This window comes from Alkalibacterium iburiense, assembly GCF_039521845.1.
Classification (GTDB): Bacteria; Bacillota; Bacilli; order Lactobacillales; family Carnobacteriaceae_A; genus Alkalibacterium; species Alkalibacterium iburiense.
Map to the genome: position 1 here is coordinate 1 of NZ_BAAACW010000110.1, position 25,592 is coordinate 25,592.

Annotated in this window: 26 protein-coding genes; 22 read left to right on the forward strand and 4 right to left on the reverse strand. The window is 34.0% G+C overall.

Annotation, left to right across the window (positions count from 1 at the left end):
• Positions 1-101: 101 nt before the first annotated feature.
• The 3 genes from ABDZ53_RS08990 to pdxA all read left to right on the forward strand — a co-directional run bounded on the left by ABDZ53_RS08990 (position 102) and on the right by pdxA (position 2,831).
• Positions 102-395 carry a PTS sugar transporter subunit IIB gene (locus ABDZ53_RS08990; RefSeq protein ID WP_343755718.1) on the forward strand — a complete coding sequence of 98 codons (294 nt, stop codon included), beginning with the start codon at positions 102-104 and terminating at the stop codon, positions 393-395.
• A 12-nt stretch (positions 396-407) separates the two neighbouring features.
• Entirely contained in the window at positions 408-1,757 is a 1,350-nt protein-coding gene (locus tag ABDZ53_RS08995) for an amidase (RefSeq protein ID WP_343755720.1), read from the forward strand.
• Positions 1,758-1,853: 96 nt separating this feature from the next.
• A complete protein-coding gene (gene pdxA / locus ABDZ53_RS09000) occupies positions 1,854-2,831 on the forward strand; it encodes a 4-hydroxythreonine-4-phosphate dehydrogenase PdxA (RefSeq protein ID WP_343755722.1) in 978 nt (325 codons plus the stop codon).
• A 183-nt stretch (positions 2,832-3,014) separates the two neighbouring features.
• Here the strand turns inward: pdxA and ABDZ53_RS09005 are convergent, their stop codons facing one another.
• Positions 3,015-4,121, reverse strand: a complete 1,107-nt coding sequence (locus ABDZ53_RS09005; RefSeq protein WP_343755724.1) for an IS4 family transposase — start codon at positions 4,119-4,121, stop codon at positions 3,015-3,017.
• A 557-nt stretch (positions 4,122-4,678) separates the two neighbouring features.
• Between ABDZ53_RS09005 and ABDZ53_RS09010 the strand changes: the two genes are divergently transcribed.
• The 5 genes from ABDZ53_RS09010 to ABDZ53_RS09030 all read left to right on the forward strand — a co-directional run bounded on the left by ABDZ53_RS09010 (position 4,679) and on the right by ABDZ53_RS09030 (position 10,368).
• The gene (locus tag ABDZ53_RS09010; protein ID WP_343755726.1) at positions 4,679-6,262 is read left to right on the forward strand and encodes a TIGR04141 family sporadically distributed protein; all 1,584 of its coding nucleotides are present in this window, start codon (positions 4,679-4,681) and stop codon (positions 6,260-6,262) included.
• Positions 6,263-6,469: 207 nt separating this feature from the next.
• Complete coding sequence (locus ABDZ53_RS09015) at positions 6,470-7,276, forward strand: spr1630 family ClpXP-sensitive toxin (protein ID WP_343755728.1); 807 nt, start codon at positions 6,470-6,472, stop codon at positions 7,274-7,276.
• Between the two features lie 18 nt (positions 7,277-7,294).
• Positions 7,295-8,458 (forward strand): spr1629 family repressor/antitoxin, encoded by a 1,164-nt coding sequence (locus tag ABDZ53_RS09020; protein WP_343755730.1) that lies wholly within the window; start codon positions 7,295-7,297, stop codon positions 8,456-8,458.
• Between the two features lie 519 nt (positions 8,459-8,977).
• Positions 8,978-9,520: a sigma-70 family RNA polymerase sigma factor gene (locus tag ABDZ53_RS09025; RefSeq protein ID WP_343755732.1), complete on the forward strand. Its 543-nt coding sequence runs from the start codon at positions 8,978-8,980 to the stop codon at positions 9,518-9,520.
• An 11-nt stretch (positions 9,521-9,531) separates the two neighbouring features.
• Positions 9,532-10,368 (forward strand): N-acetylmuramoyl-L-alanine amidase, encoded by an 837-nt coding sequence (locus tag ABDZ53_RS09030; RefSeq protein WP_343755734.1) that lies wholly within the window; start codon positions 9,532-9,534, stop codon positions 10,366-10,368.
• Between the two features lie 69 nt (positions 10,369-10,437).
• Here ABDZ53_RS09030 and ABDZ53_RS09035 read toward each other — a convergent pair whose 3' ends face one another.
• Positions 10,438-11,340, reverse strand: a complete 903-nt coding sequence (locus tag ABDZ53_RS09035) for a hypothetical protein (protein WP_343755736.1) — start codon at positions 11,338-11,340, stop codon at positions 10,438-10,440.
• 670 nt (positions 11,341-12,010) lie between these two features.
• Between ABDZ53_RS09035 and ABDZ53_RS12940 the strand changes: the two genes are divergently transcribed.
• The 12 genes from ABDZ53_RS12940 to ABDZ53_RS09090 all read left to right on the forward strand — a co-directional run bounded on the left by ABDZ53_RS12940 (position 12,011) and on the right by ABDZ53_RS09090 (position 22,747).
• Positions 12,011-12,241, forward strand: coding sequence for a plasmid pRiA4b ORF-3 family protein (locus tag ABDZ53_RS12940; protein ID WP_486187748.1), 231 nt, complete (start codon positions 12,011-12,013; stop codon positions 12,239-12,241).
• Positions 12,238-12,378: an IS1096 element passenger TnpR family protein gene (locus ABDZ53_RS12945; RefSeq protein ID WP_425541700.1), complete on the forward strand. Its 141-nt coding sequence runs from the start codon at positions 12,238-12,240 to the stop codon at positions 12,376-12,378. The genes ABDZ53_RS12940 and ABDZ53_RS12945 overlap by 4 nt, the downstream gene beginning before the upstream one ends.
• A 464-nt stretch (positions 12,379-12,842) precedes the next feature.
• Entirely contained in the window at positions 12,843-13,415 is a 573-nt protein-coding gene (locus ABDZ53_RS09040; protein ID WP_343755738.1) for a hypothetical protein, read from the forward strand.
• Positions 13,416-13,715 carry a hypothetical protein gene (locus ABDZ53_RS09045; protein WP_343755740.1) on the forward strand — a complete coding sequence of 100 codons (300 nt, stop codon included), beginning with the start codon at positions 13,416-13,418 and terminating at the stop codon, positions 13,713-13,715. It begins immediately after the preceding gene.
• Positions 13,716-13,717: 2 nt separating this feature from the next.
• Complete coding sequence (locus ABDZ53_RS09050; protein ID WP_343755741.1) at positions 13,718-14,158, forward strand: protein-export chaperone SecB; 441 nt, start codon at positions 13,718-13,720, stop codon at positions 14,156-14,158.
• Between the two features lie 530 nt (positions 14,159-14,688).
• A complete protein-coding gene (locus tag ABDZ53_RS12950) occupies positions 14,689-15,999 on the forward strand; it encodes a DUF1186 domain-containing protein (RefSeq protein WP_425541701.1) in 1,311 nt (436 codons plus the stop codon).
• Positions 16,000-16,236: 237 nt separating this feature from the next.
• Positions 16,237-17,997: a hypothetical protein gene (locus ABDZ53_RS09065; RefSeq protein WP_343755742.1), complete on the forward strand. Its 1,761-nt coding sequence runs from the start codon at positions 16,237-16,239 to the stop codon at positions 17,995-17,997.
• 111 nt (positions 17,998-18,108) lie between these two features.
• Positions 18,109-18,438 (forward strand): hypothetical protein, encoded by a 330-nt coding sequence (locus tag ABDZ53_RS09070; RefSeq protein WP_343755744.1) that lies wholly within the window; start codon positions 18,109-18,111, stop codon positions 18,436-18,438.
• 3 nt (positions 18,439-18,441) lie between these two features.
• Complete coding sequence (locus ABDZ53_RS09075) at positions 18,442-18,735, forward strand: type II toxin-antitoxin system RelE family toxin (RefSeq protein WP_343755746.1); 294 nt, start codon at positions 18,442-18,444, stop codon at positions 18,733-18,735.
• Between the two features lie 298 nt (positions 18,736-19,033).
• The gene (locus tag ABDZ53_RS09080; protein ID WP_343755748.1) at positions 19,034-21,859 is read left to right on the forward strand and encodes a TOTE conflict system archaeo-eukaryotic primase domain-containing protein; all 2,826 of its coding nucleotides are present in this window, start codon (positions 19,034-19,036) and stop codon (positions 21,857-21,859) included.
• 354 nt (positions 21,860-22,213) lie between these two features.
• A complete protein-coding gene (mazE, locus tag ABDZ53_RS09085; RefSeq protein ID WP_343755750.1) occupies positions 22,214-22,444 on the forward strand; it encodes a type II toxin-antitoxin system PemI/MazE family antitoxin in 231 nt (76 codons plus the stop codon).
• 45 nt (positions 22,445-22,489) lie between these two features.
• Complete coding sequence (locus tag ABDZ53_RS09090; RefSeq protein WP_343755806.1) at positions 22,490-22,747, forward strand: type II toxin-antitoxin system PemK/MazF family toxin; 258 nt, start codon at positions 22,490-22,492, stop codon at positions 22,745-22,747.
• 87 nt (positions 22,748-22,834) lie between these two features.
• Here the strand turns inward: ABDZ53_RS09090 and ABDZ53_RS09095 are convergent, their stop codons facing one another.
• Both ABDZ53_RS09095 and ABDZ53_RS09100 read right to left on the reverse strand, forming a co-directional pair.
• A complete protein-coding gene (locus tag ABDZ53_RS09095) occupies positions 22,835-23,185 on the reverse strand; it encodes a type II toxin-antitoxin system PemK/MazF family toxin (RefSeq protein WP_343755752.1) in 351 nt (116 codons plus the stop codon).
• On the reverse strand, positions 23,185-23,457 hold the full coding sequence (locus tag ABDZ53_RS09100; RefSeq protein ID WP_343755754.1) for an AbrB/MazE/SpoVT family DNA-binding domain-containing protein: 273 nt from the start codon (positions 23,455-23,457) through the stop codon (positions 23,185-23,187). The genes ABDZ53_RS09095 and ABDZ53_RS09100 overlap by 1 nt, the downstream gene beginning before the upstream one ends.
• A gap of 138 nt (positions 23,458-23,595) precedes the next feature.
• Between ABDZ53_RS09100 and ABDZ53_RS09105 the strand changes: the two genes are divergently transcribed.
• Together ABDZ53_RS09105 and ABDZ53_RS09110 are read left to right on the forward strand one after the other, a co-directional pair.
• Complete coding sequence (locus tag ABDZ53_RS09105; RefSeq protein ID WP_343755756.1) at positions 23,596-24,708, forward strand: plasmid pRiA4b ORF-3 family protein; 1,113 nt, start codon at positions 23,596-23,598, stop codon at positions 24,706-24,708.
• Positions 24,709-24,888: 180 nt separating this feature from the next.
• Positions 24,889-25,554, forward strand: a complete 666-nt coding sequence (locus ABDZ53_RS09110) for a DUF421 domain-containing protein (RefSeq protein ID WP_343755758.1) — start codon at positions 24,889-24,891, stop codon at positions 25,552-25,554.
• Positions 25,555-25,592: the final 38 nt, after the last annotated feature.

The following is a 25,592-nucleotide window of genomic DNA, read 5'->3' on the forward strand; positions in this document are numbered from 1 at the left end:
TTTTTTGTGTAAAAGATTGATTTACAAGCAATAAACGAAGAAATAAACTATAAAATAAACAAAATTTTTGGAAATACGAGAAGGAAAGTAGGAGGAAAATCATGAAAAAAATGTTAGTTATATGTGGAACAGGTATAGCAACTTCCACTGTTGTGACGGGAAGAATTAAAGAATGGTTGAAAGAGAACGGCTATGATAAAGACGTCAAAATGTCACAAGGTAAAGTATCAGATGAACTGAAAAATGTTGAAAATTATGACTTGACTGTTTCAACAACTATGGTACCAGATAAGTATAAAGACAAAGTCATCAATGGTGTGCCATTGTTAACGGGAATGGGAACGGAGAAAGTATATGAAGAGATTGAAATGAAATTGAAAGAGCTCGGGCTATAAGGATTCATGCCGATGAATGATCTGGTATACCTTCCGTTGTCAGAATTGCAACATGTTATTAAAAATAAAGAACTTTCACCAGTTGAACTCCTTGAGTCTGTTATTAGTCATATAACAAAAAAGGATCCAGATGTTAATGCGTATATCACTTATACCTTTGAGAGTGCAATAGAAAAAGCCAATGAAGCTGAAAGGGACATCATGAAAGGCTTATATAAAGGCCCTTTACACGGTGTCCCTATAGGCCTAAAAGATATTATTCACTTTAAAGGAACCTATACGACGAGTGGGTCTCAATTGTTTGCGAATCGGTTAAGTAAAGAGGACGCTGACGTTGTCAATAGATTAAATGATAGCGGTGCGATTATCATCGGAAAAGAAAATATGCACAGTTTAGCCTATGGATCGACTGGAGATGTTTCTCACTTTGGACCAATCAAAAATCCTTTTAATTTTGAGAAAATAGCAGGTGGGTCAAGTTCTGGTTCTGCCGCTGGGGTCTCATCTTATTTTAGTTATGGCTCTATTGGGTCAGATACGGGAGGGTCTATTCGCATTCCAGCCGCTTTGTGTGGTGTAGTCGGCATGAAACCGACATTTGGTTTAATTAGTAGAGTAGGTGTCGAGTCATTAGTCCCGACGTTAGATACACTAGGTCCTATAACTCGAACCGTTGAAGATAATGCGTTGTTATTAGATGCTATAGCTAGAAGTGATTCAATTGATTTTGCATCATTTACTGGTAAAGAACATTCTTTAAAAGTAATCGGTGTACCCAAAAGATTTTTCTTTGATATAATCGAGCCAGAAATAAAGTCTCATTTTGAAAAATTGGTTCGCAACTTGGTAGCTGCTGGTTATAAAATTAAGCAAATAGAGATTCCTCATATGGAAGCCTTTAATAAAGCGAATTCCATCATATTTGCAGCTGAAGTGTATGAATCTTTAAAAAAAGAAATGGATAGTCAATCCGATTTTATCGAAGAAGAAATACGGTTGCGTATTTTGGAAGGCCAGCGTATAAAAGCCTCTGAATATACTAGTATGTGTAAAGTGAAAAAACAGGCAATTGAAACATTTACTACTATTTTAAAACAAGTAGATGTGATTATGACGCCTACTGTGCCTGCTTTTCCGAGTGATTTAAACCAAAGACAAATCGAAATAGACGAAGAAACATATCATATACGAAGTGTCTATTCGCGATTAGTCAAAGCATCCAATTTAACCGGCTTTCCAGCAATGGCTGTGCCAAGTGGAAAAAGCAGAGAAGGATATGCTCATTCAGTTCAGTTAATTGGCCTGCCTTTTCAAGAAAAGAAATTGTACAATTTGGCTTCTGTCATCGAACAGTTAAGTTAGTCAATACACTTGTCTTTTAAAAAGTATGATGGATGTGCTATAGCTGTTTAACCAGTTATAACGCATCCATTTTTTATATAAAGGAGATGTAAAATTATGAAATTGAATGCCATTACCATGGGTGATCCCGCTGGAATAGGACCAGAAATCGCCATGAAAGGATTGATGAACAATGAAACGTACAGAAATAATACACTCATTATAGGAAGCGAAAAAGTCCTTCGCTATTATTCTGACTTGCTTAAAAACCCGTATCCGTTGAATGTTATTTCTGAACCGGAAGCTTTTGAGAAAGATAAAATCAATCTTATTCATGCGGTTGATTTATCTATGGAGGATTTCACAATTGGCGAAGTATCAGGTATAGCCGGTGATGCCGCCTATCGGTATTTAGAACGAGCAATTGCTTTAGCTGTGGAAAAACGTATTGAGGCAGTGATTACCGGTCCTTTAAATAAGGAAGCTTTGCATAAAGGTGGGCACTACTATGATGGGCATACAGAAATATTTACGGATTTAACTGGTACTAAGACATATGCGATGATGTTATGGTCTGAATTTATGTCAGTGGTACACGTATCCACTCATGTTTCCCTTCGCGAAGCAACTGATCGAGTGAAAAAAGACCGTGTCATGGACTGTATTAAATTAGGGCATGATGCTATAAAACAAATGGGAGTCGATAATCCGAAAGTTGCCGTAGCCGGCCTGAATCCACATGCAGGAGAATCGGGTTTGTTTGGACATGAAGATAGAGATGAGATCGCCCCTGCCGTTGAAGAAGCGAAAGCTAATGGTTATAACGTTTCTGGACCATTACCGCCAGATACTGTCTTCTTGCAAGCATCTAAAGGAGTTTATGATATAGTCGTTGCCATGTATCACGACCAAGGACATATACCGATGAAATTATTGGCTTTCGATAGTGGTGTGAATATTACACTCGGCTTGCCCATTATTCGGACATCAGTAGACCACGGAACCGCCTTTGACATTGCCGGTCAAGGCATCGCTAGTGAAAAAAGTATGATTCATGCATTGAAAGTTAGTACGCGTTTAACTACTCAGAAATAATGGATACAATCACTAGTGTTGCATAAAATTATTTTCTTACCGAATTTCATATTTGTTAACTAAATCACAAGTAGTTCTCATCAAAATTTACAAAAAAGTCAAATGCTGGCGCAGCGGATGACTTTTTCCAGAATTTTTTTGACTTATTTAGTTGTAGATAAATCGATTTGCGGCTTCTTTCACTTAGTCAGGTTCGAATATTTCCTTAAATAATTCGAACGGTTCATACTGTAACGCTCGTAAATGCCTTAAAACGTGGAAAACTGTTTGTTTTAAGTCTAATTCAAGCTTGATGAGTAAGGTCAGTAAGTAGACAATCAGTGCCAGTATGACTTGATTTTCCACACCTTCTTCTGACTTTGAAAAGTAGTTTTTAATCGTCATGTGTTGCTTGATATGCTTGAAAAAGAGCTCGATTTGCCATCGTGATTGATACATTTTACTAATCTCTTCAGCTGATACATCCATGCGGTTGGTGATAATTCTTAAATTGGCTTGCTGCTTTCTTTCTATCGTCACAAGTCGAAAGAGACTCGTCAAGTAGACTTGACTGCCCAATTGAACCAACTGGTCACTGATAATACCCGTTCCTTTAGGAACGTCTAGATGGCCTTGCACATGTACCTTCGTATTCTTCTTAATCCGAGAAACGAAGAAATACCCATCCCAATGCATTTGATCGAATTGAGCGAAATCAAGATACCCACGATCAAAAACGTAGGTCGCCCGTTTCTCATTGATAAAGACGTTCAAGTGATCATGGTCGTGTTCAGAAGCAGGAGATACTTCAAATTGTTCAGGGTGCACCCAACGTTCATTCATGAAGCAGACTTTTAAATGTAACTTTATGCCAGCTTTTGTCGGTCTAAAATGCGCCCATGGATAGGAATTCTTGCTAAATGAAAAGGTTGTGGAATCAATCAGATAGAGTTTTTCTTTCGACTTTACCTTCGTCTTTTTATGCACAAGAGAAAGTAAATGATTAAAAACCTCCAGTAATACACTTGGTTCAAGTGCCCGTAGGGCACGAGAAAGCTGAGAGTAACTGATAGAGTCTATCCCCATTACTTTTTTCAAATTCGGATTGACAAGTTGTTGGTCTAGGTGTCGTAAACTTTCGGTTTCATCGTTAATGGCATACAGAAAGAGCTTTATTACTTTCTTAAATGTCAATTTCTTTGCATAACGATCAAATTGTTTGATGGCTTGACGAGAATCAAAGCTTAATTGTTCTAACTTAATATACGAAAACCATTTATTTATGGTCATTTTTGTTTTATACTTATCCATGCATAGATCCTTTGTATTGGTCTTGGATAAGTCATCCAAGTACTAGTATAAAGGATTTTTTTATGCCATGGAACAGGTTAATATTTTAATGCAACACTAGTGGGATACAATATAAGTTAGTTCATTGTCTAGTTCTCTATCGTGACAGTTATCTAGAATTTGATGAGTTGTATAATGTATGTAGGCCATTAATAAAGTTGAGAATTTTATGAAAGATTTATTTAGTTTATGAGAGATTAAGGGGTAGTGTAAAGATTTGAGAGTAATAAGATATAAATTAAACGAAATCAAATATTGAAAACTATGTATTATAACCTGACATCTCTATTTATTGGTGTTAGGTTATTTATTTTTTGACTAAAGTTTGTCAGTTTTGATTAAAAAGAAAGCGCTATCTGTTTATGTGATACAATAGAAATGCTAAAAACTTCAATACTATATTTTAGAAAGAATGAATAGTAGACAAGTAAACTTCGTAATTTTGAAACTTAACTTATACTGAAAAACACCTTAAAGGTAGAGCTATGTAAATTGAATATGTAGGAAGGAGATATCTAATGGCTAGAACAAAGCTCACTGCTTACTTAGTAAAAAACGAATATAGAAATCATAATTATTCTCAATTGGTTAGAAATCAAAATTATCATTCATATCCAATTAAAGGCAATCTTAATATTGAAGGACAAATTATTTTAGGATTTGAACAGGAGAAACCTCCCGATTGGTTGTCGTTTTTGGAATTGGGTACAGATGAAGACATTCCAAATATGAGTAATAAATCTACCAGAGCAGTGATTTTTATTAAGTATTTAGAGCATCTGCTTATATTTGCTCATGGACAAGGACGGCACATGATTAAAGAAAATGTTTATGAAAAAGATTTTGGTTTGAAAGTAGTGTTAAATTCTATACATCCAGACAATCTACGAAGTATTGATTCTGTAAATATAGATATTTCTTCTATTCAAACTCGAAGCCAATCTAACAGAGACACAGAAATTAGAAACCTAAACTTTGATGTGGTAAGTGACTTATTGAGATCAGTAACAGGAACTCCCGAATATAATCATTTCGGTAAGGTTATTTCGGGACGTGATTCTTTTCATTTTACTTACGAATTCAATAATGGATTTAGAGATTTTAATGAGATATGTCAGATTTTAGTTGAAAAATATAATAGTGAAGATTATATGGGTAGTTTTAGCTGGGTTGACAACCTTCAGAAAGTTGAAGATAAAGAAACAATAGATGAACTTGATGGCTTGCTAGTTGAACAAATAAATAATAACGTGGAAGAAATTAGTATTGGGATACCAGAGATAGTAGACTATACTTCAAACCATAGTTATTCCTATACAGAAAAAGGAGAAAAGTATGAAGATTTAAATATACAAGACTATTATGAACGTGTTGAAACTTTCAGTTCAGTAAGTATTAAACAAATTAAATCTCACTATATTTATTCTCATGATAATGAAAATGATGGCTATGTTGATAAGTGGAATGTTTATAGCTGTTTAATATTTGAGACATTTTTAGAGGATACTATTTATATTTTAACAGTTGGTGAATGGTTTAAAGTAGATAGAGATTACGCAAACCAAGTAAGGAATTATATACAAGGTGTGGATGATTACGAATTAGAATTACCGGCGTGTAGAGTAAATGAATCAGAACCGGGATATAATAATCGTATTTCAAGTGGTAATAGTCTTCCTAATATGATTAATATGGATCGGAAAAATCTGTCTTTTAATAATAGTCAGATTGAATTATGTGATTTATTAACGGATTCTAATGAGTTAATTCATGTTAAAAAATGGTATGGATCTTCTACGCTAAGTCATCTATTTTCTCAAGGAAGGGTGTCAGGAGAACTTTTACTAAGAGAGGAATCTTTTAGACAAGAAGCTATTAATAAGATAAATGAAATAGATACTAATTATGCTCATATAATTCCTCTTACAAATTATTTATCAAGTAATATGACCATAGTTTTTGCTATTATTGACAAAGATGAACGAGAACTACATGAAAGATTGCCTTTCTTCTCTATACTAAATATGATGCAAACAGTTGAGTATTTAAAGGGGTTAGGATATAAAGTGAAGAAGACAAAGATTTTACAAGAAATTGAATAAAAATAACAAGTGAATAGTTGAAGTAATCAATAAAATTAATTTAGTGATTCTAGAAAAATATAGGATAAAAGTAGTTTGATGAATTACAGATTCCTTTTACAAGAATAAATATGTTAGGAATTTCTAGATAACTATCAATCTATTGCGTTGTATTATGATATAATTAATAAAATCTGGTTTTACAATCCATTGGTAAAGGAGATTAATATGATTGATAAAAATGAATTAAAACTTAGTGATGAAATCAATCACCATTTTGTTAGAGGACTTGTGAATGGCTATGAAAGATATCTTCAAGTTAGAGTAGCAGCCGCTGAGGACATGGTTATTAGCAATGGATATGCGTATACTCGTGGAAACCACCTAGAAGACATGATAGCGAAAGAAGAATCAGCTAACGTTCAATTTGAACATGCAAAAGCAGGTTCATGGAGTTATTTGAAATTCAAAGTACATAATAGTGAAAATAATCATATGATTATTGTTAGAAGAGCGGAAAGAATAAATGAAACTTTAGCAGAACTACAATCTAAAACTTTAGAGAATAGAGAAAAAAATTGGCTCTATGGTCTTTCTAAGATAAATAACAGGTTAGAATTAGACAAAATCGTTAATAATAGTAAAGTTCAGCAATTAAAATTATATGCGGATAACGCAATAGACGAGAGAGCAATTATTCGAAGTGAGAACTTATCATTGAATTTAGAAGAAGAGTTTGATGGGTTTTATATTTTGACGTATGAAATTGATTCAAATACTCAAGAACTTAGTGATGCGGATTTAATGATGATGGATTCAAAAACATTAGGTCTCGTTCAAGTTGAAAGCTTGCGAGGAATGATGTTAGAATATCAAGCATCAATAAGCATTGAATTATTTAGAAAAGCTCAAAAAGCAATTAGTCCATTAGAAATAGCTGCTGAAGCCGTCGAATATGGTGTGGCAGTGGCAGGAGATACTGAAGACTATGCTTCTGAGGCTACCCAAAAAGAAGATGTAAATCAAGAAGAGTAACTGGAAAGGGGCAAGAAAATGTTTTATGGTGAGAAATTACAGCAGATACGTGAAATGTTTTCTTATACTCGGAAAGACTTAGCAGAAATCATAAATGTAAATGAACAGACCGTTTGGCGATATGAGACGAATCAGGAAAGGCCAACTTTTAATGTACTGATACAATTAACGGATGTTTTTAATGTGAAATCATCTTATTTTTTGAAAGATTCTTATTTAACTGTTGTATCTCAGACGAGTAACATTGCATTTCGAGAAAGTTACAGTCAAAAAAGAACGAGTATAAAAAATGAACAAGTTTTTCTTGATTTCTTTTATACCCATCTCCTAGATATTGAGAAAGTAGCTTATCCTGTTCACGGCAAAATGAACTCATTTTGCGGAGATATTGAGAAAAATTATAATTTGACACAACTTTCTAAACATGAACTAAAAGAAATTGCCGAAGAAGCTAGAGAAACTTTAGGAACAGTTTCAAATGAACGTTTAATGTATTTTTTAGAAACAAGTGGGATATACATCATCGAACGAAAATTGGAAAAATCAGTGGATGCCTACAGTACTTGGTTGCTAGAAGACAGTTATCCAATTATAGTTTTAAATAAAGGTAAAAATCCTGCAGTCAGAAGAAATTTTGATATGAGTCATGAATTAGGCCATTTAATCTTACACCGTTATATTGATTTTAATGAAATAGCTGAAAATGATTTGAGGAAAATAGAGAAGGAAGCTAATTTGTTTGCTTCCTACTTTATGTTACCCGAACGAGAGTTGGAAGAAGACTTCTCAAAGATAATCAATCCAACTAATCCTAAGGAATACTTGCCGCTAAAAAATAAATACAAAACATCAATTCAGTCCATTGCTTATCGTGCAAACTTAGAAGGCTGGATAACCAAAAGTGAGAACAGTATGTTTTGGAAAAATATTCATAAACTAGGTTATCGTTTCAGAGAACCTTTAGATAATGATTTACCAATTCATATTCCTGGGAAAATTAGGGCTTTAATTTCACACGCACTAAAAGAAGATTCTTATTTTATAACCAACTGGGTCGAGCGATATTCTGTTGAGATTGAATATTTTGAAAAGCTATTTGGCATTCATGATGATTTTTTTAAAAAACATAGAACCCAAGAAAGAATTAATCCGTCAAATAAGGTAGTAAATTTGTATCAATAGTACTTCAAGAGATATAAAACTTCTTTGATAATTACGGGTTTTTTACTTTCAGAAAATAAGCCGACAGTGAGCTTCTAAAATATGATTACTATGAAATGGTTAATGACGATAAACAGCTAGCTTCTTCATACAGAATGATTTACCTTAAGTGGATTTAAGATAAGAAACCAATCAAAATCAAATAGTAATAAGTATAGAAAAGCAGGCCTATATAGGTTTGCTTTTTTTGCAAGCTTTAATTTACATCCCGACCCAAGTGGAAAAGTGTTGGAACTGTAATCAAAAACTAAGACTTCTTAAATACAGCCACATAACATCTTGAAAAAATTATATTTTAGTTAGAATCCACTATCTCTTTTTCCAAACTCCTTCTTTTATACCCGAATTCTCAAATGTCCTCATCTTTGTCTTCGAATTTACTTATTTGTCTTTTTGAATGAGAACCCATCTCTATTTATAGTAGGAGATGTACACAGGCCATGTACAGAAAACCAGAAGATCTTCGGATAAGAGGAATACATGAAAAGACACTTAACAAAAGAATTAGAAGATGATTTTTTCTTTGTGCATGATTCCATCGTGTACGGGGTACTCAAGCGCTGCAACATTTGGTTTGATCATCCGGACTATGATGATTTTGTGCAGATCGGGTTAATGAAACTGGTAGAAGCGTACGAACACTTTCCAGATGATTTATTTCATGAAAAAGGGTTTTACCAGTTTACAGGTTATGCCTTTCAAAAAGTACGCTGGGCACTAGTTGATGAACTACGGAAAAAAAGTCTGGCGATGGGGCGGGAAACAAACTGGCCAGATGATACGGATTCCTGGCAAACGTTAACGGTTAAAGACAATGAGGACTGGATGATATGGGAACTCTTGCCATCCATGCTCAGCTGCCTTGCTCCAAATGAACAAAAGTATTTAAAAGATACGGTGCTAAACCAATTATCTGTCACGGAGATAGCGAAAAAATACGGAGTGAGCCGAAAGACCGTTTATAGTTGGAAAAATAAGACCGCTCAAAAATTAGAGCATTACAGAAGCGTACTGACAAAATGAGGAGGAAAAACATGAGTAAAAAAGTCATTATAGACCCAGGACATGGGGGAGTCGATTCAGGAGCATTAGGCTTTTCAGCGAAAGAAAAAGACTGGAATTTAGAGATTAGTCTGTATCAGTATAAACGATTAAAAGAACTAGGGGCTTTTGTTGAGATGACTCGTCAGTCCGATATCACACTAGAACCGGCACAACGCATTGCTCGCATTAAAGACCAGTATGACTTGTGTGTCTCTAATCATTTTAATGCCTTTAATGGAGAAGCCAGAGGGATTGAAGTGATTCATTCCATCCACTCCAAACCGACTTTTGCGACGGATTTAGCCAATGGGCTGGTTGAAGCCACTTCTTTACCTTTGCGCCGTGTCTTTACGCGAGTCATGAAACCGGGCGTCGACTATTATTTCATGAACCGAATGACTGGAAGCACCCAGACGGTTATTATTGAGTACGGCTTTATCGATAACCAGCAGGACCACGCTTACTATGCTAAAAAAGAGAACCTCGTTACCGCTGCGGAAGCTGTGATAAAAGTGATCTGTGAAAAAATAGGGATTGATTATCACAAACCTAAAAAAGTGAGACCAAAAAAACCAGTTAGTCCGAAACCTCAAAAGGACTCTTATAAAGGCAAGCGAGTGGAAAGTATCCATGCGGGTGAGCTACGCTTTTATACTCAGCCTAGTTGGAAAGATGCGGATGTCTTTGGTTATTTAACTAAAGGGATTGGGTTTAATGAGATTTTAGATAAGGTGAAAGTTGGGTCAGGTGAACAGTATAAAGTAAGAAATACGAAAGGAGATATTTTTTACGTGACCGCTAGTCCTACCTATGTCCAGGTGGTGTAGAATAGTTTAGATAAATAAAACAAACGCAATGAGGCAATCTGGTGGGATTGCAGTCATTGCGTTTTGTATTTAATTCAATGGAAAGGGAGGAAACTTAAAGCGTTCTTTCACTTCATCTAAATATGGATTATCCGGCCCTAAAATTAGGGTCAAATTCTTATGTGTACAATAAACAATGAAATAAAAAATCAAATCGAAAGCTGTATAATTAGGCATATGATAGGAACGGGTATTGATAAATCGGTCAAGTAAGTTTTCTGCCTTAGGTTCCATTTTTATCGATCCGTGCTGCTGTAAGTACTCTATTCTTAGTCTGGACTGAATATAATATAAGTGAGCCGACCGATTGAGTTGTTCCTCGAAGCTGCTTTTATCTGTTTTCAAAGTCAGAAGTGGATAGTGACCGGAATACAAACTGACTTCTTTTTCTTTAGCATGACAGACATACTCCGATACAGAGTGTAAAGCATACCAACTGGCGGGCTTCTTAGTTGCTCCACTTTCAGGGACGAAACAGGTGTCACCGAATACATAAGGAAGCATTTGTTTGTAGCCCAGTGGCTCGCCCATTAGATTCATTAGGGTATAAGGCACACGCCTGGATTCAAAGTAACGGTTCATAATGATCGTGGTCGTTTCCATAGACTTTTTAGGTGCTTCGTTCAATTGGAACATAAGTGTATTATAAGGAATTTCTTTTAACTGACTCATATCATAAATGTAGTATGTGTTTTTGTCGGGAAAGAGAGAAGGTGACTCGAAACTGACATTCAATAAACTCTCAAGATCGGGTCCTGTTAGTTTTTTCTGGTCAATATGTAAGGGTTCGAAATAAACATAATCATTTCTGCTGGTTTCAGAAACGACAGATGGGTAAGGGGTAGGAAGGGAAGCAGCTAGTTCCTTTTCAAATAAGTTGTGGCACTTCAAGTAATACTCATGAGCTTGTTGCTTATAAAACGGATGATCCATACGCAGATTCCTCACTTTTTTATGTTGTTAACAACAGTGTAACCGTTTTCTATTGCTAAGTCTATACTTTTATAACTATTTAATCAAATTTTAATGTAAAAGTCTATATTTAGTCATAAATTAACTGTTTTTCACTTGAAACGGAACGGTTATGACTGAATTAAGGAAGGGGAGTCGTATCTTATTGCCTTTCCTATAAATTGAATAATGTTTAAAAAATATCGAGCCCCTTTAAAACATATTTTTTTAGACGGTTACGGTTGTATCCACAACTATTACATTATATTTAGAAAAGAAAGTTGTACAAAAATCAACATATAATATTCTCATTCCTTCTCGTTTAATAAGAATTAAACGGTAGGATAAATATTGGAAATGATAATTCATTCAATGATATCGTAGAAGTTGTAGTAAATGATAGGACTTTAGAATTAATAAGAACAATGAATTTATATAGGACAGAAGATACAATAGACTTTTTAAAATCAGCAGTTAGATCCTATAATAACGAAACAATTTTACAGGTGAAATTAATGGAAAAAGTGAATAATCGAACTCTCACTTTTTCAGATGGGCCAACAAATTCTCCTTTAAAAAAAGGCAAAACCTTTTAAGTGATAAGGGTCTAGGTGAAAACCTTGTCTTTACACCGCCAGTTGCGGAATTAAAGGTGAGTCTTAAATTAGATACGGAGCCAGATGTCATTAGAAAACTGCATGTCCCTATGACTTATACTTTTAATCAGTTGCACCATATACTGCAAGAAGCATTTATGTGGGATGACTATCATTTACATCAATTTGTTTTTAATAGACAAAATGAGAGGTCTATTTGTTTAGTAGATGATGACGAATCTTTTGGTTATAAAGAAAAATATCAAATGATGAAGAAGTGTAGTTGATTGAATACCTTCGTCAAGGAGATGTCTTTACTTACGGATATGATTTTGGTGATGATTGGAAACATGAGATTGAAGTGACTGAAGTTATAGAAAAATGCAACTTTTCGCACAGCTCGTTTAGTAGAAATGACAGGTGATCCAGTCTCTGAAGATGCAGGAGGAACAGACGGGTATGCAGAATTCAAACAGGTCATGCCTGATTCTACCAATTAACGACACTACCATTTTTCGCATTAGGATGAACTTGAACAATTAAACACTATATAAAATATGTTCAAAAAGTGTTGACAGACCAATAAACCAGGAAGTAAGGTTTTTTTAAAAATATCTTAGTCCATCAGCAAACTTAAATTATTATATTATCTCGACTTAGTATAGAATTGCTATGTCTCACAATGAATTTGGTAGTCGATATAATCACATGCTATAAAGTTTGGTAATTGGTAAGTATGAGTTTCTAGTTGTTTATGAAAACCCATACAGTTGATTAAAGATTCAAAATGAAGTATAATAGTGTCGTTGTTTATTCATTACGTAATTAATTCCAATGTAATATAATTTTAAATAGATTATAAAGTATAGTAGTTAAAGGGCAGATGTTATGGAGCATAATCCACATTCTTTTTTCAATCTTTATCATGGAACTATTCAAGGTCATATAAATGAAATATTAAAAACAAAGCAATTTATTTTTAAATCAAGAAACGACCATTGGTTAGGAAACGGTGTCTATTTTTTTGTAGACGATATAAACAAAGCCATATGGTGGAGTGAAATGGCAACTAGAAGATTTAATAAAACTCAGGAAGATAGAGGAATACTCTTTATAGAAGGCTATAAAATTAAGAGAGAAAAATTATTAGATTTGGACAGTGAAAAAGATAGAGAAAAAATGACGAATTTCTGGAAAAATAATCAGAAGACCGTTAGAATGAATCTAACAAGTAAAGACGAAGAACAACGAAAAATTGAAGCTAGAGCAAAGTTAATAAATGTATTGGTTGATTATCACAAAATGTCTGCAGTAAAATATACTTTTCATAAAGACCATGTTAATAAAATGAGTTTTTTAGAAAACTTAGATTTAAGTAATAATGAAATACAATTCTGCATCGTTGATACAGATTCTATTAACTTTAAAAAAGTTAGAGATATAACACAGGAGGTTATTTAAATGGATAGAAAAAGAATGTTAGAATCTGCCAAAAAATTTGATATTGATATTGAATTTAATGTAGATAAACCAGGAGTTTATGATGAGAATTCTGGGTCGTTTTATACATTTGAAGAATTGTTAGGAGACTTATTACCTTCTGAAGAATCAATTAACACATCTCTCATTAATAAAAACAATAAAATTTTAATGGATAGTTATAAAAGAAATTATAATATGCATAAAGCTAATGAATATTCTAAAAGCAACGAAGAATATAAATATAATACACTACCAAAAGTTCATAAATGGGTGGCTTAAATATGGAACAATACAAAGCTTCATTTCAACTAACTGAATATATAGTCAATAAAGCTGAATATAATCTAAATTCAAACTTTAAACCAACTGAGAATGAATTGTTGGAAGTTGACTTTGAGATAAATGCTATAATTAGCTATGAAGATAATACAGATTTTATTACTTTAAGAGCAAATGTTGGGGATTTAGAAAATGAGAATTGCCCATTTATAATAAATGTAGAAATAACGGGTATTTTTGAGTTTGATGGTGATGATTACTCGAGAGAAAGCTTTTTGAAGACAAGTGGAACAGCAGCATTATTCCCCTATTTAAGGAGCTTGATTAGTGACATGTCTTCAATAAGTAATGTTTTTTCCGCATTTAGATTACCTTTAATTAATGTAATGGAGTATTTACAAGACGAAGATAGAATTATAATAAATGATAATCGTTCAAAATAACATTAAAAGCGAACATCCAATTAATCGGGTACTAATTCTTTTTTTATAAATGTTCTATAACTTAAGCGTATGGTGTTGGTGGGGTCTATCGAACTTACTGGCACCTTTTTGTGTTTCAATAAAGAACAATGAAAAAAGAGTTTCACTATGACGATACTAAAACAAATAGGAAAAAATGATTTCCATAAAATGTCAAAACCTTTCATACCACTACCTATGATCGGTCTTTTTAGTCTAAGAACAAACCTATCCAAAAAATCTAAAGAAAGACTCAAGAGGTAAAAATTAATAATAGCCCATATAAAGGCAAGCAGGTGTAAAGTATATAGGCGAGTGAGGTCTGCTTCTTTAGGTAGCTAAACAGAATGGATGCCGAAGCGGAGGGTTACTTTTACATAAAGTTGTTCTTTCAAATTTATCTTTCAAATTTTGTATTATACTATAGACTATAGCTCAATTTTTTCTGTTAATCTAACAGTATTAAATGTTTATGAATAATTAAATTATTAACAAAGGAAGGTATTAGAAATATGGAAAAAGTAATTAAAGAGTTAAGGTATTTCAATGAACAATTTCCTCAAAGTGCACTAGAAAAGGCAATAGCTAATAAAGAAGAAACAACTCAGATTTTGTTAAAAGAATTAGATCATTTGATCGAAAATCCGAGAATGATTACTGAAGATTACATGCTACATATCTATGCTCTATTTTTACTGGCTCAATTTAGAGAAAAGGAAGCTTTCTCAAAAATTTGTGAGTTAGTGTCTGTTTCTTCAGAACAAGCAGATTTTATGCTTGGAGATATAATAACTGAAGACTTGAGTTCTATTCTGTATAGCACGTTTGATGGTGATTTCAATACATTAAAAAGTGTAATAGAGGATCCAGTGGCAGATGTTTATGTTCGTGGAGCGGCATTAGATGTTTATGGGAAATTATATTCCGATGGTGAAGTGAGTAAAGAAGAGGTCATCACTTATTTAAGAAAATTGATGTCTAACCCTTATGATAGAGAAACTGATTTAGCAAATATGATGCAAGGGCTCGTTATTGATAGACATATATTTGAATTGATTGATGATATACAACACTTATACGATGAAGGGCGGATTGACGAAGGAATAGTCGGCTACTATGATAGTTTTATAGATTTTATGTATTCTTATTCGTACAATAGAGAGTCTGTTTTTTATTTAGATGATAGTATTAAGGAAATGCGCAAATGGGGGATGTTTGAACAAGCAAATACAAATCCACAAAAAGATGAAAAAGACTTCGAAAAATTACTAAAGAAACTAAATAAAAATGATCAAACTGTAACTAAAACATCCAAAGTTGGAAGAAATGATCCTTGTCCATGCGGCAGTGGGAAAAAATATAAAAAATGTTGCTTGAACAAAGAAACATCCTCTGAAATAAAACACCAAGAATATATTGAAGTGCAAAAAAAATGGTTAAGAGATTACCCGACTACAGAGGGTGAACGTAATGATTATGAGGTTAGAATAACGGACAGTTTTGATGAGGAAGCTATTGCTATTGATCGTTTGGTCTATCTTGCATTGCACTACAGACCGAGTCCTATTTGGGAGAAAAGAGATAGAGAAAAAGAAGAACGGATAAAACTATCCTATCTTATAGAAGCATTTACCCTTTTTGAAAGCAAATGTGAAAAGGAAGCTATTCATTCTTTTGATGAATACGATAATCAACACAAGATACATTACCGAAGCAAAGAATGGATTGAAACGCTAGACACATTAATTAAACGTTATGATGTAACTTCTAATCAGGAGCAGTTGATAGAAAAATTAGATTGGACAATTGAAAGTTTTGTATAATTCAGCTTTTCGCTAAAAGAAGTAAAAAAGAGATATTTTTTATTTGGTAGAACAAGGTAAAAAAAGGTGTGCACTTTTGGGCTGCTGGGTCTCATTACAAAAAAGTTTCCCTATCAAATTAAAATACCTGAGAATTAAATAAAATAGAGACGTGTTCAAAATCGTATCTTTTAGAGCACGTCTCTTATTTTAAATGCAAATTTGACTATACATAAGCAAATTTAGAAGGAGACTCTTATGGATTACAACCGTTTCATGCAGAAAATTGATAAACAAATTAACAAGATGGACGAACAAACCCTTCGTTCATGGATAAGAAACTATGCTCGGAAGTTACCGGAAAATAGCAGAACTCATTTTTTAGAGAAATTTAATTCCTCGGAAGTTGAAGATAAGCAGACATTGTTAGCACGCCTGCAAAATGTTGAGGAGTGGATTGACAGTGTTCGTTCTGCGGAAGTCTTTATATACCTCGTATTGAATGAATACTATGATGACTGGCATCATGAGCCAGAAGATGAATTTATCGATGTGAAAGATCCACTAGATGTCTTTGAACGATTCAAAGATAGCTGTCAGTTGGTAGAAGATTTAGTAGAGAGAGGGATGTATCAGGAAACGGACCAGTTGTTAAGCGAGTTAATCGCCATTGATGTTTTAGCATATGCTGTTCTTGAGGACGAGTATGACGATGTCCATTATGACACTACTTTTGAAAATACAGAATTATTCGAGCAGACGTATACTGACCGAGATGTTTTTATTCGTTTATGGCTATATGCTATAGCGATGGGGTATACCGGAGAAGAACGGTTGAAAAAGCTATATAAAGTAATGAAAGCGCACAACATTATTGACATAGATAAGATGAAGACGGCTGGAAAAGTAGAAGTTGATACTGAATCTTTTGTCGATGAGTGGATTGAATTCTTAATCACACAACCGGGTAGACATGCGTATGACTCTTTGGTGCAAGTATGTGCTTCTTACAAAGATTTAAACTATTTAGAAGAGAATATTGAACGTTTCGGCCAGCAGCATCCCCAACTCTATCTCAATGTGCTGGCTAACAAACTGGATCTTGAATACACAGAAGAGCGATTAAATGATTGGAGATTAGTTGCCTGGTTTAAACCAAATGAGGTAGAAGCAAAAATAAAAAAACTGTCCCAAAAAGAATGCGAAGACATCTTATCATTTATCCATTTTGCCAAAGAGAAAATGCCAGATGGGTCGTTTATCAAGTCAGACGTAATGGAGATTGGCTATGTGATTGCGAGTCATTTAAACCATTTTTCCGACATGAAGCTGTTTAGAAAATTAGCTTTTGTGCACCGTTCGAGTCCGATAAACTACTTGCGTTTGAGACCGCATCTTAACCCTGGTGAAGAAGTAGAAGCGGTCATACATGTTTGGTCTAACGATGTACCGAAAGTTGATAATCCAAGAAAACCGGATAAGCATTTAACTGAAAATAAGTTAACCGACAATGAATATAGCAGTATTCCATTTTTTACTGGTAATTCTTATGAGTACTACTTAAAGTGTAAAGAAAATAAAATAACTCTTGGTTGGAGCTATGACAGTTTGGGTCTGGCTGTTCCATTGTTATTGCTTTTACGTAGAGAAACGGATGAAGAGACGCCTGTTAAAGGAATAATTGAGGACGAGATAAGAAGCCGTTTAGTGACTCATCCAAGAGATCAAGTCTATTTTAGTCGTGCTTTCAGACAGTTAAAACATACGACGTCACTTTCCGAAGTTGAAAAAGAAGAGATACTTAAGTGGATCAAACAAACGATAGATAAACGCACAGAAGCACTGCTGAGCGAAAAATTACGAAACAGCTACCATAAAGCAGCGGAACTCATAATCGCTTACGGAGAAGTCATCGAATCTATGGGTAACCTTGGTGCCAAAGAAAAAATCGCAAATGATTATCTCAAGAAGTACAGCCGATTTAATCGTTTTAGAAAAGAAGTAAAAGAACTATTATAAATTAATATATTATTAAAAGTGAACAAGTCTTTTTAAAGGTTGTTTATAAAGCTTTTAAAAAGTTGGTAACTATAGTATAATAAATTAAACAAATTAAAGAGGTGATGAAGTATGACATTGGAGATGATGGGAGACATTGCAAAAGGGTCAATCACGGATGTAAAGAATAGTCCGATGGATGTTTTCAAATTATCAGCTGAGCTAAATCAGGCAGTCTATATATTGAACAGAAACAATGTTGCAGGGGTTGTGCTCGATAAAGAGTTATACGAAAAAATGGCTCAAACAATTGAAGAACTTGCGGAAAAATTACATGATGCTGAAGTCTACAAAAGAATTCAAGAACATGATTCTCAAGAAAATCCTGTAACTTACTCTTTAGAGGAATCAGGTATAGATCTGTCAGATGTAGAATATTCTGAAGATGATGGCTGGGAGTAATGTATGTATACTTTAAAACTACTCCGTGGAGCACGTCATGATTTAGATAACTTAGATGGCTCTCAAAGAAAACTAGTAGATAAGTCTCTAAGAAAGATAGAAAAAATGGGTATGCATGCAGGAGAATTACTCAGAGGAGATTTGTCCGGCTGTAGAAAACTAAAACATAAAAAAGCAGGTTTAAGAGTGGTGTTCAGAGAAGCATCAGGTCATATCGAAATTATTGAGATAGTTGCCATTGGAAAAAGAAGCGATTCAGAAGTATATAAAATAGCTAGCAAAAGGATATTGGAATGACAATAACGTTTGAAAGGTATATGGATGTAATGGTTCAACTTTGCTTGAAGATGATGGCAAATTACAAGATATATCCAACAAGTGTAGAGATAACATATATAATAGAATAAAAACAGCAGACTCAGAGTGTGATACTTTAAGTCTGCTGTTTTACACTGTATTATTCTGCAGTATACAACAGTTCACCCATTTGCATTTTCTTTCCAAATGTAGTGTAGACTTGTTATGATGAACTGGTAAGAGCAAGTACAGTCTAATAAAATGTCACTTCAAATCTAAGTTAAGGATGTTAATTATTATGTCTAAATCAATAGAACAGGAAAATAAGAAGTTAAAAAAAGAAGTCAAACTGTTAAAAGAAAGAGTAAGCATACTTGAAGCTGAAATTCAAGAATATAAAGGGACAGTTTTAAATGAAACCACTATAGATAACCAAGTGAATCCAGCTTCAAACGGCTTTATAAAAAATAAAGAAAGTGACACATCATTTAACAAATTTGCCTCTCCTGCTGAAAAAATCAAATTGTATCGCTCTCTTTTCAAAGGAAGGGAAGATGTTTATGCTCAAAAGTTTATTCATTCTCAAACTGGAAGAGTAGGTTATGCACCTGCAAAACTTCCTTATTGGGAAAGAAGTAAGGATAGAGAATATGAACCTTTTAATTTTAATGTGGCAGAACGTCATTTAAAAGGAGAAAAGAACTTCGTTGCAGGTTTATTCCCTATAACTTTAGACGATACGTGTTACTTTTTAGCCATTGATTTAGACAATAAAGAATGGGAGAAAGATGTGACTGCTTTAAGAGAAGTTTGTGCCGAGCATACTATCCCTATTTGTGTAGAGCGATCACAATCTGGCGACGGAGCACATGTCTGGTTTTTCTTTTCTTCAGATCAAAAAGCTTCTATCGCTAGAAAGTTTGGAACTGAACTAATAAAAGCTGCAATGAGTAAACGACATGAACTTGATTTTGCATCTTTTGATCGCCTATTTCCTAACCAAGATACGGTACCAAAAGGAGGATTTGGTAATTTGATTGCCTTACCACTGCAAAAAGAAGCCCGAAAAAATGGAAATAGCGTCTTTATTGACGAAGGGTTTGAAGCTTACCCGGATCAATGGGCTTATTTAGCTAGTATTCAAAAGATACCAAATGAAGAGTTAAGTAAGTATATTGAGATTTTAGTAAGAGAAAATGGCGAACAAGAAAACATGGGTACTAAGAAAGCAAAGAACACAAAAATTTCAGATAAAGATTTCTCTGCTACTGTGACAGTCATCTTATCGAACATGATCTATATAAGCAAAAAAGGCATTTCTTCCAAAGGGTTGAGTCATTTGAAATGGATGGCTGCTTTTTATAACCCTGAGTTCTATCAATTGCAGGCCATGCGGAGGTCAACTTACCGTGTGCAGCGAATCATTGCTTGTCATGAAGAAACCGCTGAACACATTATTTTGCCTAGAGGATTAAAGGACGAAATAATCTATTTATTAGATACCAACAACGTTACATACAGAGTGAACGACGATAGAAATATCGGAAAAACTCTTCCTGTTTCTTTTAAAGGAGAATTATGGCCGCAACAAAAAGAAGCGGTGTCTAAGATGCTAGAACACGATACTGGTATCTTAAGTGGATCAACAGCTTTTGGAAAGACAGTCGCTGCTTTGAACATGATAACTGAACGTAAAGTAAATACACTTATTTTAGTTAATAAAGTCTCACTTGCTAATCAATGGAAAAAACGGATTTGTGAATTTTTAGAATGGCAAGGTGATGAAACAGAAGACTCATTTGTTGGCCAACTTGGGGGTGGCAAAAAGAAACTATCAAGTAAGATTGATGTTGCATTACTTCAATCCTTATACCGAAAAGGAGAAGTACATGAATGTGTGGAAAACTACGGAATGGTTATTGTAGATGAATGTCATCATATTTCAGCTTTCAGTTTTGAGAGCGTATTAAAACAAGTGAACGCTAAATATGTCTATGGATTGACAGCAACTCCGAAAAGAAAAGATGGACATCAGCCAATTATCCATATGCAATGTGGCGATATACGTTTTCAAGACAACGCAAAAGAACAAGCCAGAGAACGACCATTCGACCATACTTTGGTCACTCGTTTTACACCTCTCGATCCCACTATTTCTAACGAACAGCCTGTACAATCTGTGTATTCACAATTAGTAGAAAATGATGTTAGAAACGAAATGATTGCCCGTGATATCATCGATCAAAATAAAGAAAATCGCTATAACTTAGTACTGACAGAACGGATTGAACATATTGAAAAGTTAAAGGACTTATTAGCGGATAAATTAAAGTATCTCTTTGTTTTAACTGGGAGTAAAGGAGCTAAGCATAACAGAGAAACAATGGAGAAAATCGAGAATTTGTCAGATGGGAAGCCATTCACTATTTTATCGACTGGAAAGTATATAGGTGAAGGCTTTGATGAAGCAAGGTTGGATACTCTATTTATAGCTATGCCAATTTCATGGAAAGGACGTGTACAGCAATACGCTGGACGATTACACCGATTACATGAAAGCAAAGAAGAAGTGCGCATTTTTGATTATGCAGATATACATGTTCCGGTTCTTGAGCGAATGTACCAAAAGAGATTAACGGGTTATGCAAGTATGGGTTACACTATAAATGTTGATGGTCAAGATGATAAACGGCAATCTATATTTGAAACGGATACTTACTTTGATACGCTTAAAAAAGATATGAAAAATGCTAAAAAAGAAATTATGATAAGTAGCCCGTCTTTATCCAAAAAACAAATCAAGCAATTTCAAAATAAATTTTCTAGTAAAGAAGCAAACATTTTAATATCTACAAAAGAAAGCAGTGATATTAAGAATAAGAACCATCGTGAATCTAGAAAAATAGCTATTAACAAACTTCAAAAAGCAGGATACTCATTGTTATTAAAAGAGAATAGTTACCATAGGTGCGTCATTATAGATCATTCAATTATTTGGTATGGCAGTATAGATTTGTTGGGATACAGTAAAAAGGAGGGAAGTTTTATTCGGATTGAAAGTCCAGTACTCGCCAAAGAGATGGAAGCGGCAGTGCTTGATAACGAGTATGAAAAGTTGGATTAGAAAAATTAAGGTTCATAGACAAATTATATTAAGATTGAAAAATGTACAGAAATGATTGAGGAATTTTTTGCTGATTACGAAGGAGAGTTTTTAAATGCTAATGATAAGTTTGATTGGGGAGAGTTAGTAGGAAGGCAGTTACTCTAGCAGACAGGAGAAAAAGAATTACTCCTTCATATTTGTGTGCCAGATGATTTTACTATTAAGAGTAAAGTTTTATAAAGGATTCCGATGTATGTCTAGAAAAGAAAGATTTAGTTTGATATAAAGATGTAATTTATTGGAATAAATGTTGTGTTCTTTGCATTACGTTATTTAATGTTGAGGAGTATAATGAATATAGAGGTGTGAAATATGTCAATTACTAAATTACGTAAACACGGAAAATCTGTTGTCGTTACAATACCAGCTAATGAAGCAAAAAATTTAAATTTGGACGTTGAATATAATGTCAGTACAGATGAACATGGAAACATCTCACTAATTCCTAAACTAGAAAACCCATTTAAACATGCGAAACCTGGTGAATATTATGAGAAAGATGTCTGGGAGAATATGAAACCTGTAGGAGAAGAGGTTTGGTAAATGACAATACCTAAGTACATTCCAGACAAAGGGGATATCATATAGATTAATTTTGACCCTTCTGCTGGTCTAGAGATTCAAAAAAGAAGGCCTGGTTTAGTGGTATCTTCATATGCGTTCAATCAAAGTACAAACTTCGGGGTTATCTGTCCCATAACATCTACTAAAAAGAATCTTCCTACTCGTTTTAGTTTAACGAGCACTTCAAAAATAAAAGGACAGGTATTAATCTCTCAATTAAAATCACTTGATTATACTGAGAGACAATGTGAATTTGTTGAAAAATCTCTCATAATGAACTAGAATAAATCAACCAACTTGTTTCAAATGAAACAACAGCAGACCTAAGTATTATCATAGGTCTGCTGTTGTAGTTTATCAAATCGTTTTTTAGAAAAAATTATGAATGACTTCACTAATTTTCTCTATTACATCAGGGTTTAGATGCGCGATTGGATTTCCTATAACACGTGAAATAGGATCAATACTTCTTATATGTTGAAGTAAGATAGTTCCCTTAACGTTATCATTATCTGGAATTGAAACAAAGAATGGTGAAACTACAAACCGCTTTTCTTTATATTTTTGAGAATTGCTTATAGGAGCTATTAAGACGGTGTTTAAAAGCTGATTATAATGATTATTACTGACAACTAAACATGGCCTAGTCTTTTTTGTTTCTGTTCCTTTTGATGGATCTAAATTAACGAGTATAATATCTCCTTGTCTGAGTTTAGCCATTAATCAAAATCCTCAGCTTCTATATCTGTTCCCCATTTCATTTCTTCGTCATCAATAGGACCGTACTTTGCCTGCTGTTCTTCCACTATTTCCCAAAAGGCTTGTTTTTTATCAACACCTTTGATAACCACTTGACCTAAGTCGTTAGTATAAAAAATAATTTGATCATGGGACTTAATATCTAAAGCAGTTCGAATAGACTTTGGAATAGTTACTTGGTTTTTTGATGTAATTTTTGCAGTGACAGTATTTTTTTCTTTGTTGCTAATCATTACATTCACTCCTAATTAATAGATATTCTTATTATAGCATAAAAGTAAGGAAAGGTAAGGAGTTTAACTTTATTTTTTATACTGTTGTTTTGAGTTAATGTGTTATGATAAACAAAACAATTAATAGGAGAAAAATTCATGCTCATTAACACAACAGAAAAATTTTTAACAGAAATTGAAAAGGCAAAAGGGTCGCCACTCCCGCTGGATTCATATAAAAGTACTGAAAACTCATGGTTAGCTCATATTGCTATTTTAAATAGGAGAAAGGCGCTTGTGCTTATCCATTCAGAATCACAATTAACACTTGTAGCCTGGCCGCTTAAAAAAGAAGAATTGAGTAAAATTGAGAATATCATTCGCTATGTCAGACAAGCTTACTTCGATTATCTAGGACTAAACTGGGTCAAGCAGATGGAGATAGAGGAGAAAATAGAGAGCCGAGATCTGACGTTTACAAAAGGAAAAAATGTCGATACTGCAGACTATCTTGAAGAAGCAATGAGACCTTTAAAGATGGAAGTGAGAGGGTATGACGACGAGGTCATTGCCCAATTGAAAGTGATGGAAAAAGTGAATAACCGTATAGTCACTTATCCAGATGGAACCGAAGATACACCGTTAAATAAATGGGAATCATTCTTAAGCGATAAAGGATTAGGAGAGAACCTCGTATTCACGCCACCTGTTGCAGAAATAAAGGTAAGCCTTGAATTGGAAACAGAAGAAGATGTCGTGAGGGTTTTACAGGTTCCGATGACTTATACTTTTAATCAGTTGCATCACATATTGCAGGAAGCCTTCATGTGGGACGATTATCATTTGCATCAATTCACTTTTGAAAAACCAAATGGTATGTCTGTCTGTCTAGTAGACGACGATGAATCATTTGGATATAAACAAAGACAACAAATAATGAAATACGATGAAGAAGTGCAGCTGCTGGAATACATCCGTTCTGGAGATGTCTTTCTGTATGAATATGATTTCGGAGATGATTGGAGACATAGAATTGAAGTGACCCAAATCATTGAAAAGCCGAGTCTTCGAAAAGCGCGTTTAATAGACATGCAAGGGGACCCGGTACCTGAGGATGTCGGAGGAGTAGACGGCTATGCAGAATTTAAACAGGTGATGTCTAATCCATCCGATGAACAGTATGAGCATTTTTCTATGTGGAGTGAACGATTCAGAAGTCGTTTATCCATACACACTTTAAATAGTATTAACTTTAGTTTAGATAGACTTTAAGTTCAATTACGAGTCAAGCAGACCTATTTCGGTTTGCTTTTTTTTATGCTTCATTTTTTAAGATGAGTGATTAGTTCTAATCGTCAAAATAATCAGACAGCTCATGCTATACTAGGGTTACTGGAAAAATTTGATTTCTTATAGACAAAAATATTATTATCTGTTGAAAGGAAGAAAAAAATGTATTTAGATATTTTCGTCAAAATGTCCTTAGGAGCTTTGGCTGTATTTATTGTCTTTCGATTGATAGGCAAAAAGGCTGTTTCAGAATTAACCCCTTTTGATTTGCTTTATGTGCTCGTACTTGGTGGATTACTGGAAACATCAATTTATGATCAGCAAGTTTCTGTCTTTCATATGTTGTTTGCTATATCTATTTGGGGTCTAGGAGTTTATGGGGTGGAAAAACTACTGGTGAAAACTGAAGTGGCTTCAAAAGCTTTGCAGGGAGAGCCTTCTGTTTTAATTCATAAGGGAAAAATAAATAAAGAAGCAATGAATAGGAACCACATTGATTTAGAACAACTAAGGGCATTATTGCGCCAGCAAGGCTGTTATACCTTGAAAGAAGCCTATTATGCTATTTTAGAAATAAATGGAAGTGTGACAGTGATAAAAAAATCTGAAAAACAAGATCCATCTGTCCTGCTGATAGATGATGGGCGCATTGATCATGATACATTGGCTTCTATTGATAAAGACGAAGATTGGTTACGAGAGAAATTGAATAAACAAAGGTATTCGAAGGTAGAGGATATCTTTTATGGTGATTGGCTTCCTGAAGGAGAGCTTTATCTTCATGCTGAATCAGCTATCATTGATGAAGAAGAAAGGTTGGATGGGTAAATAGTATGTTGCTGTTCGTATGCTTTTACTTACATTTC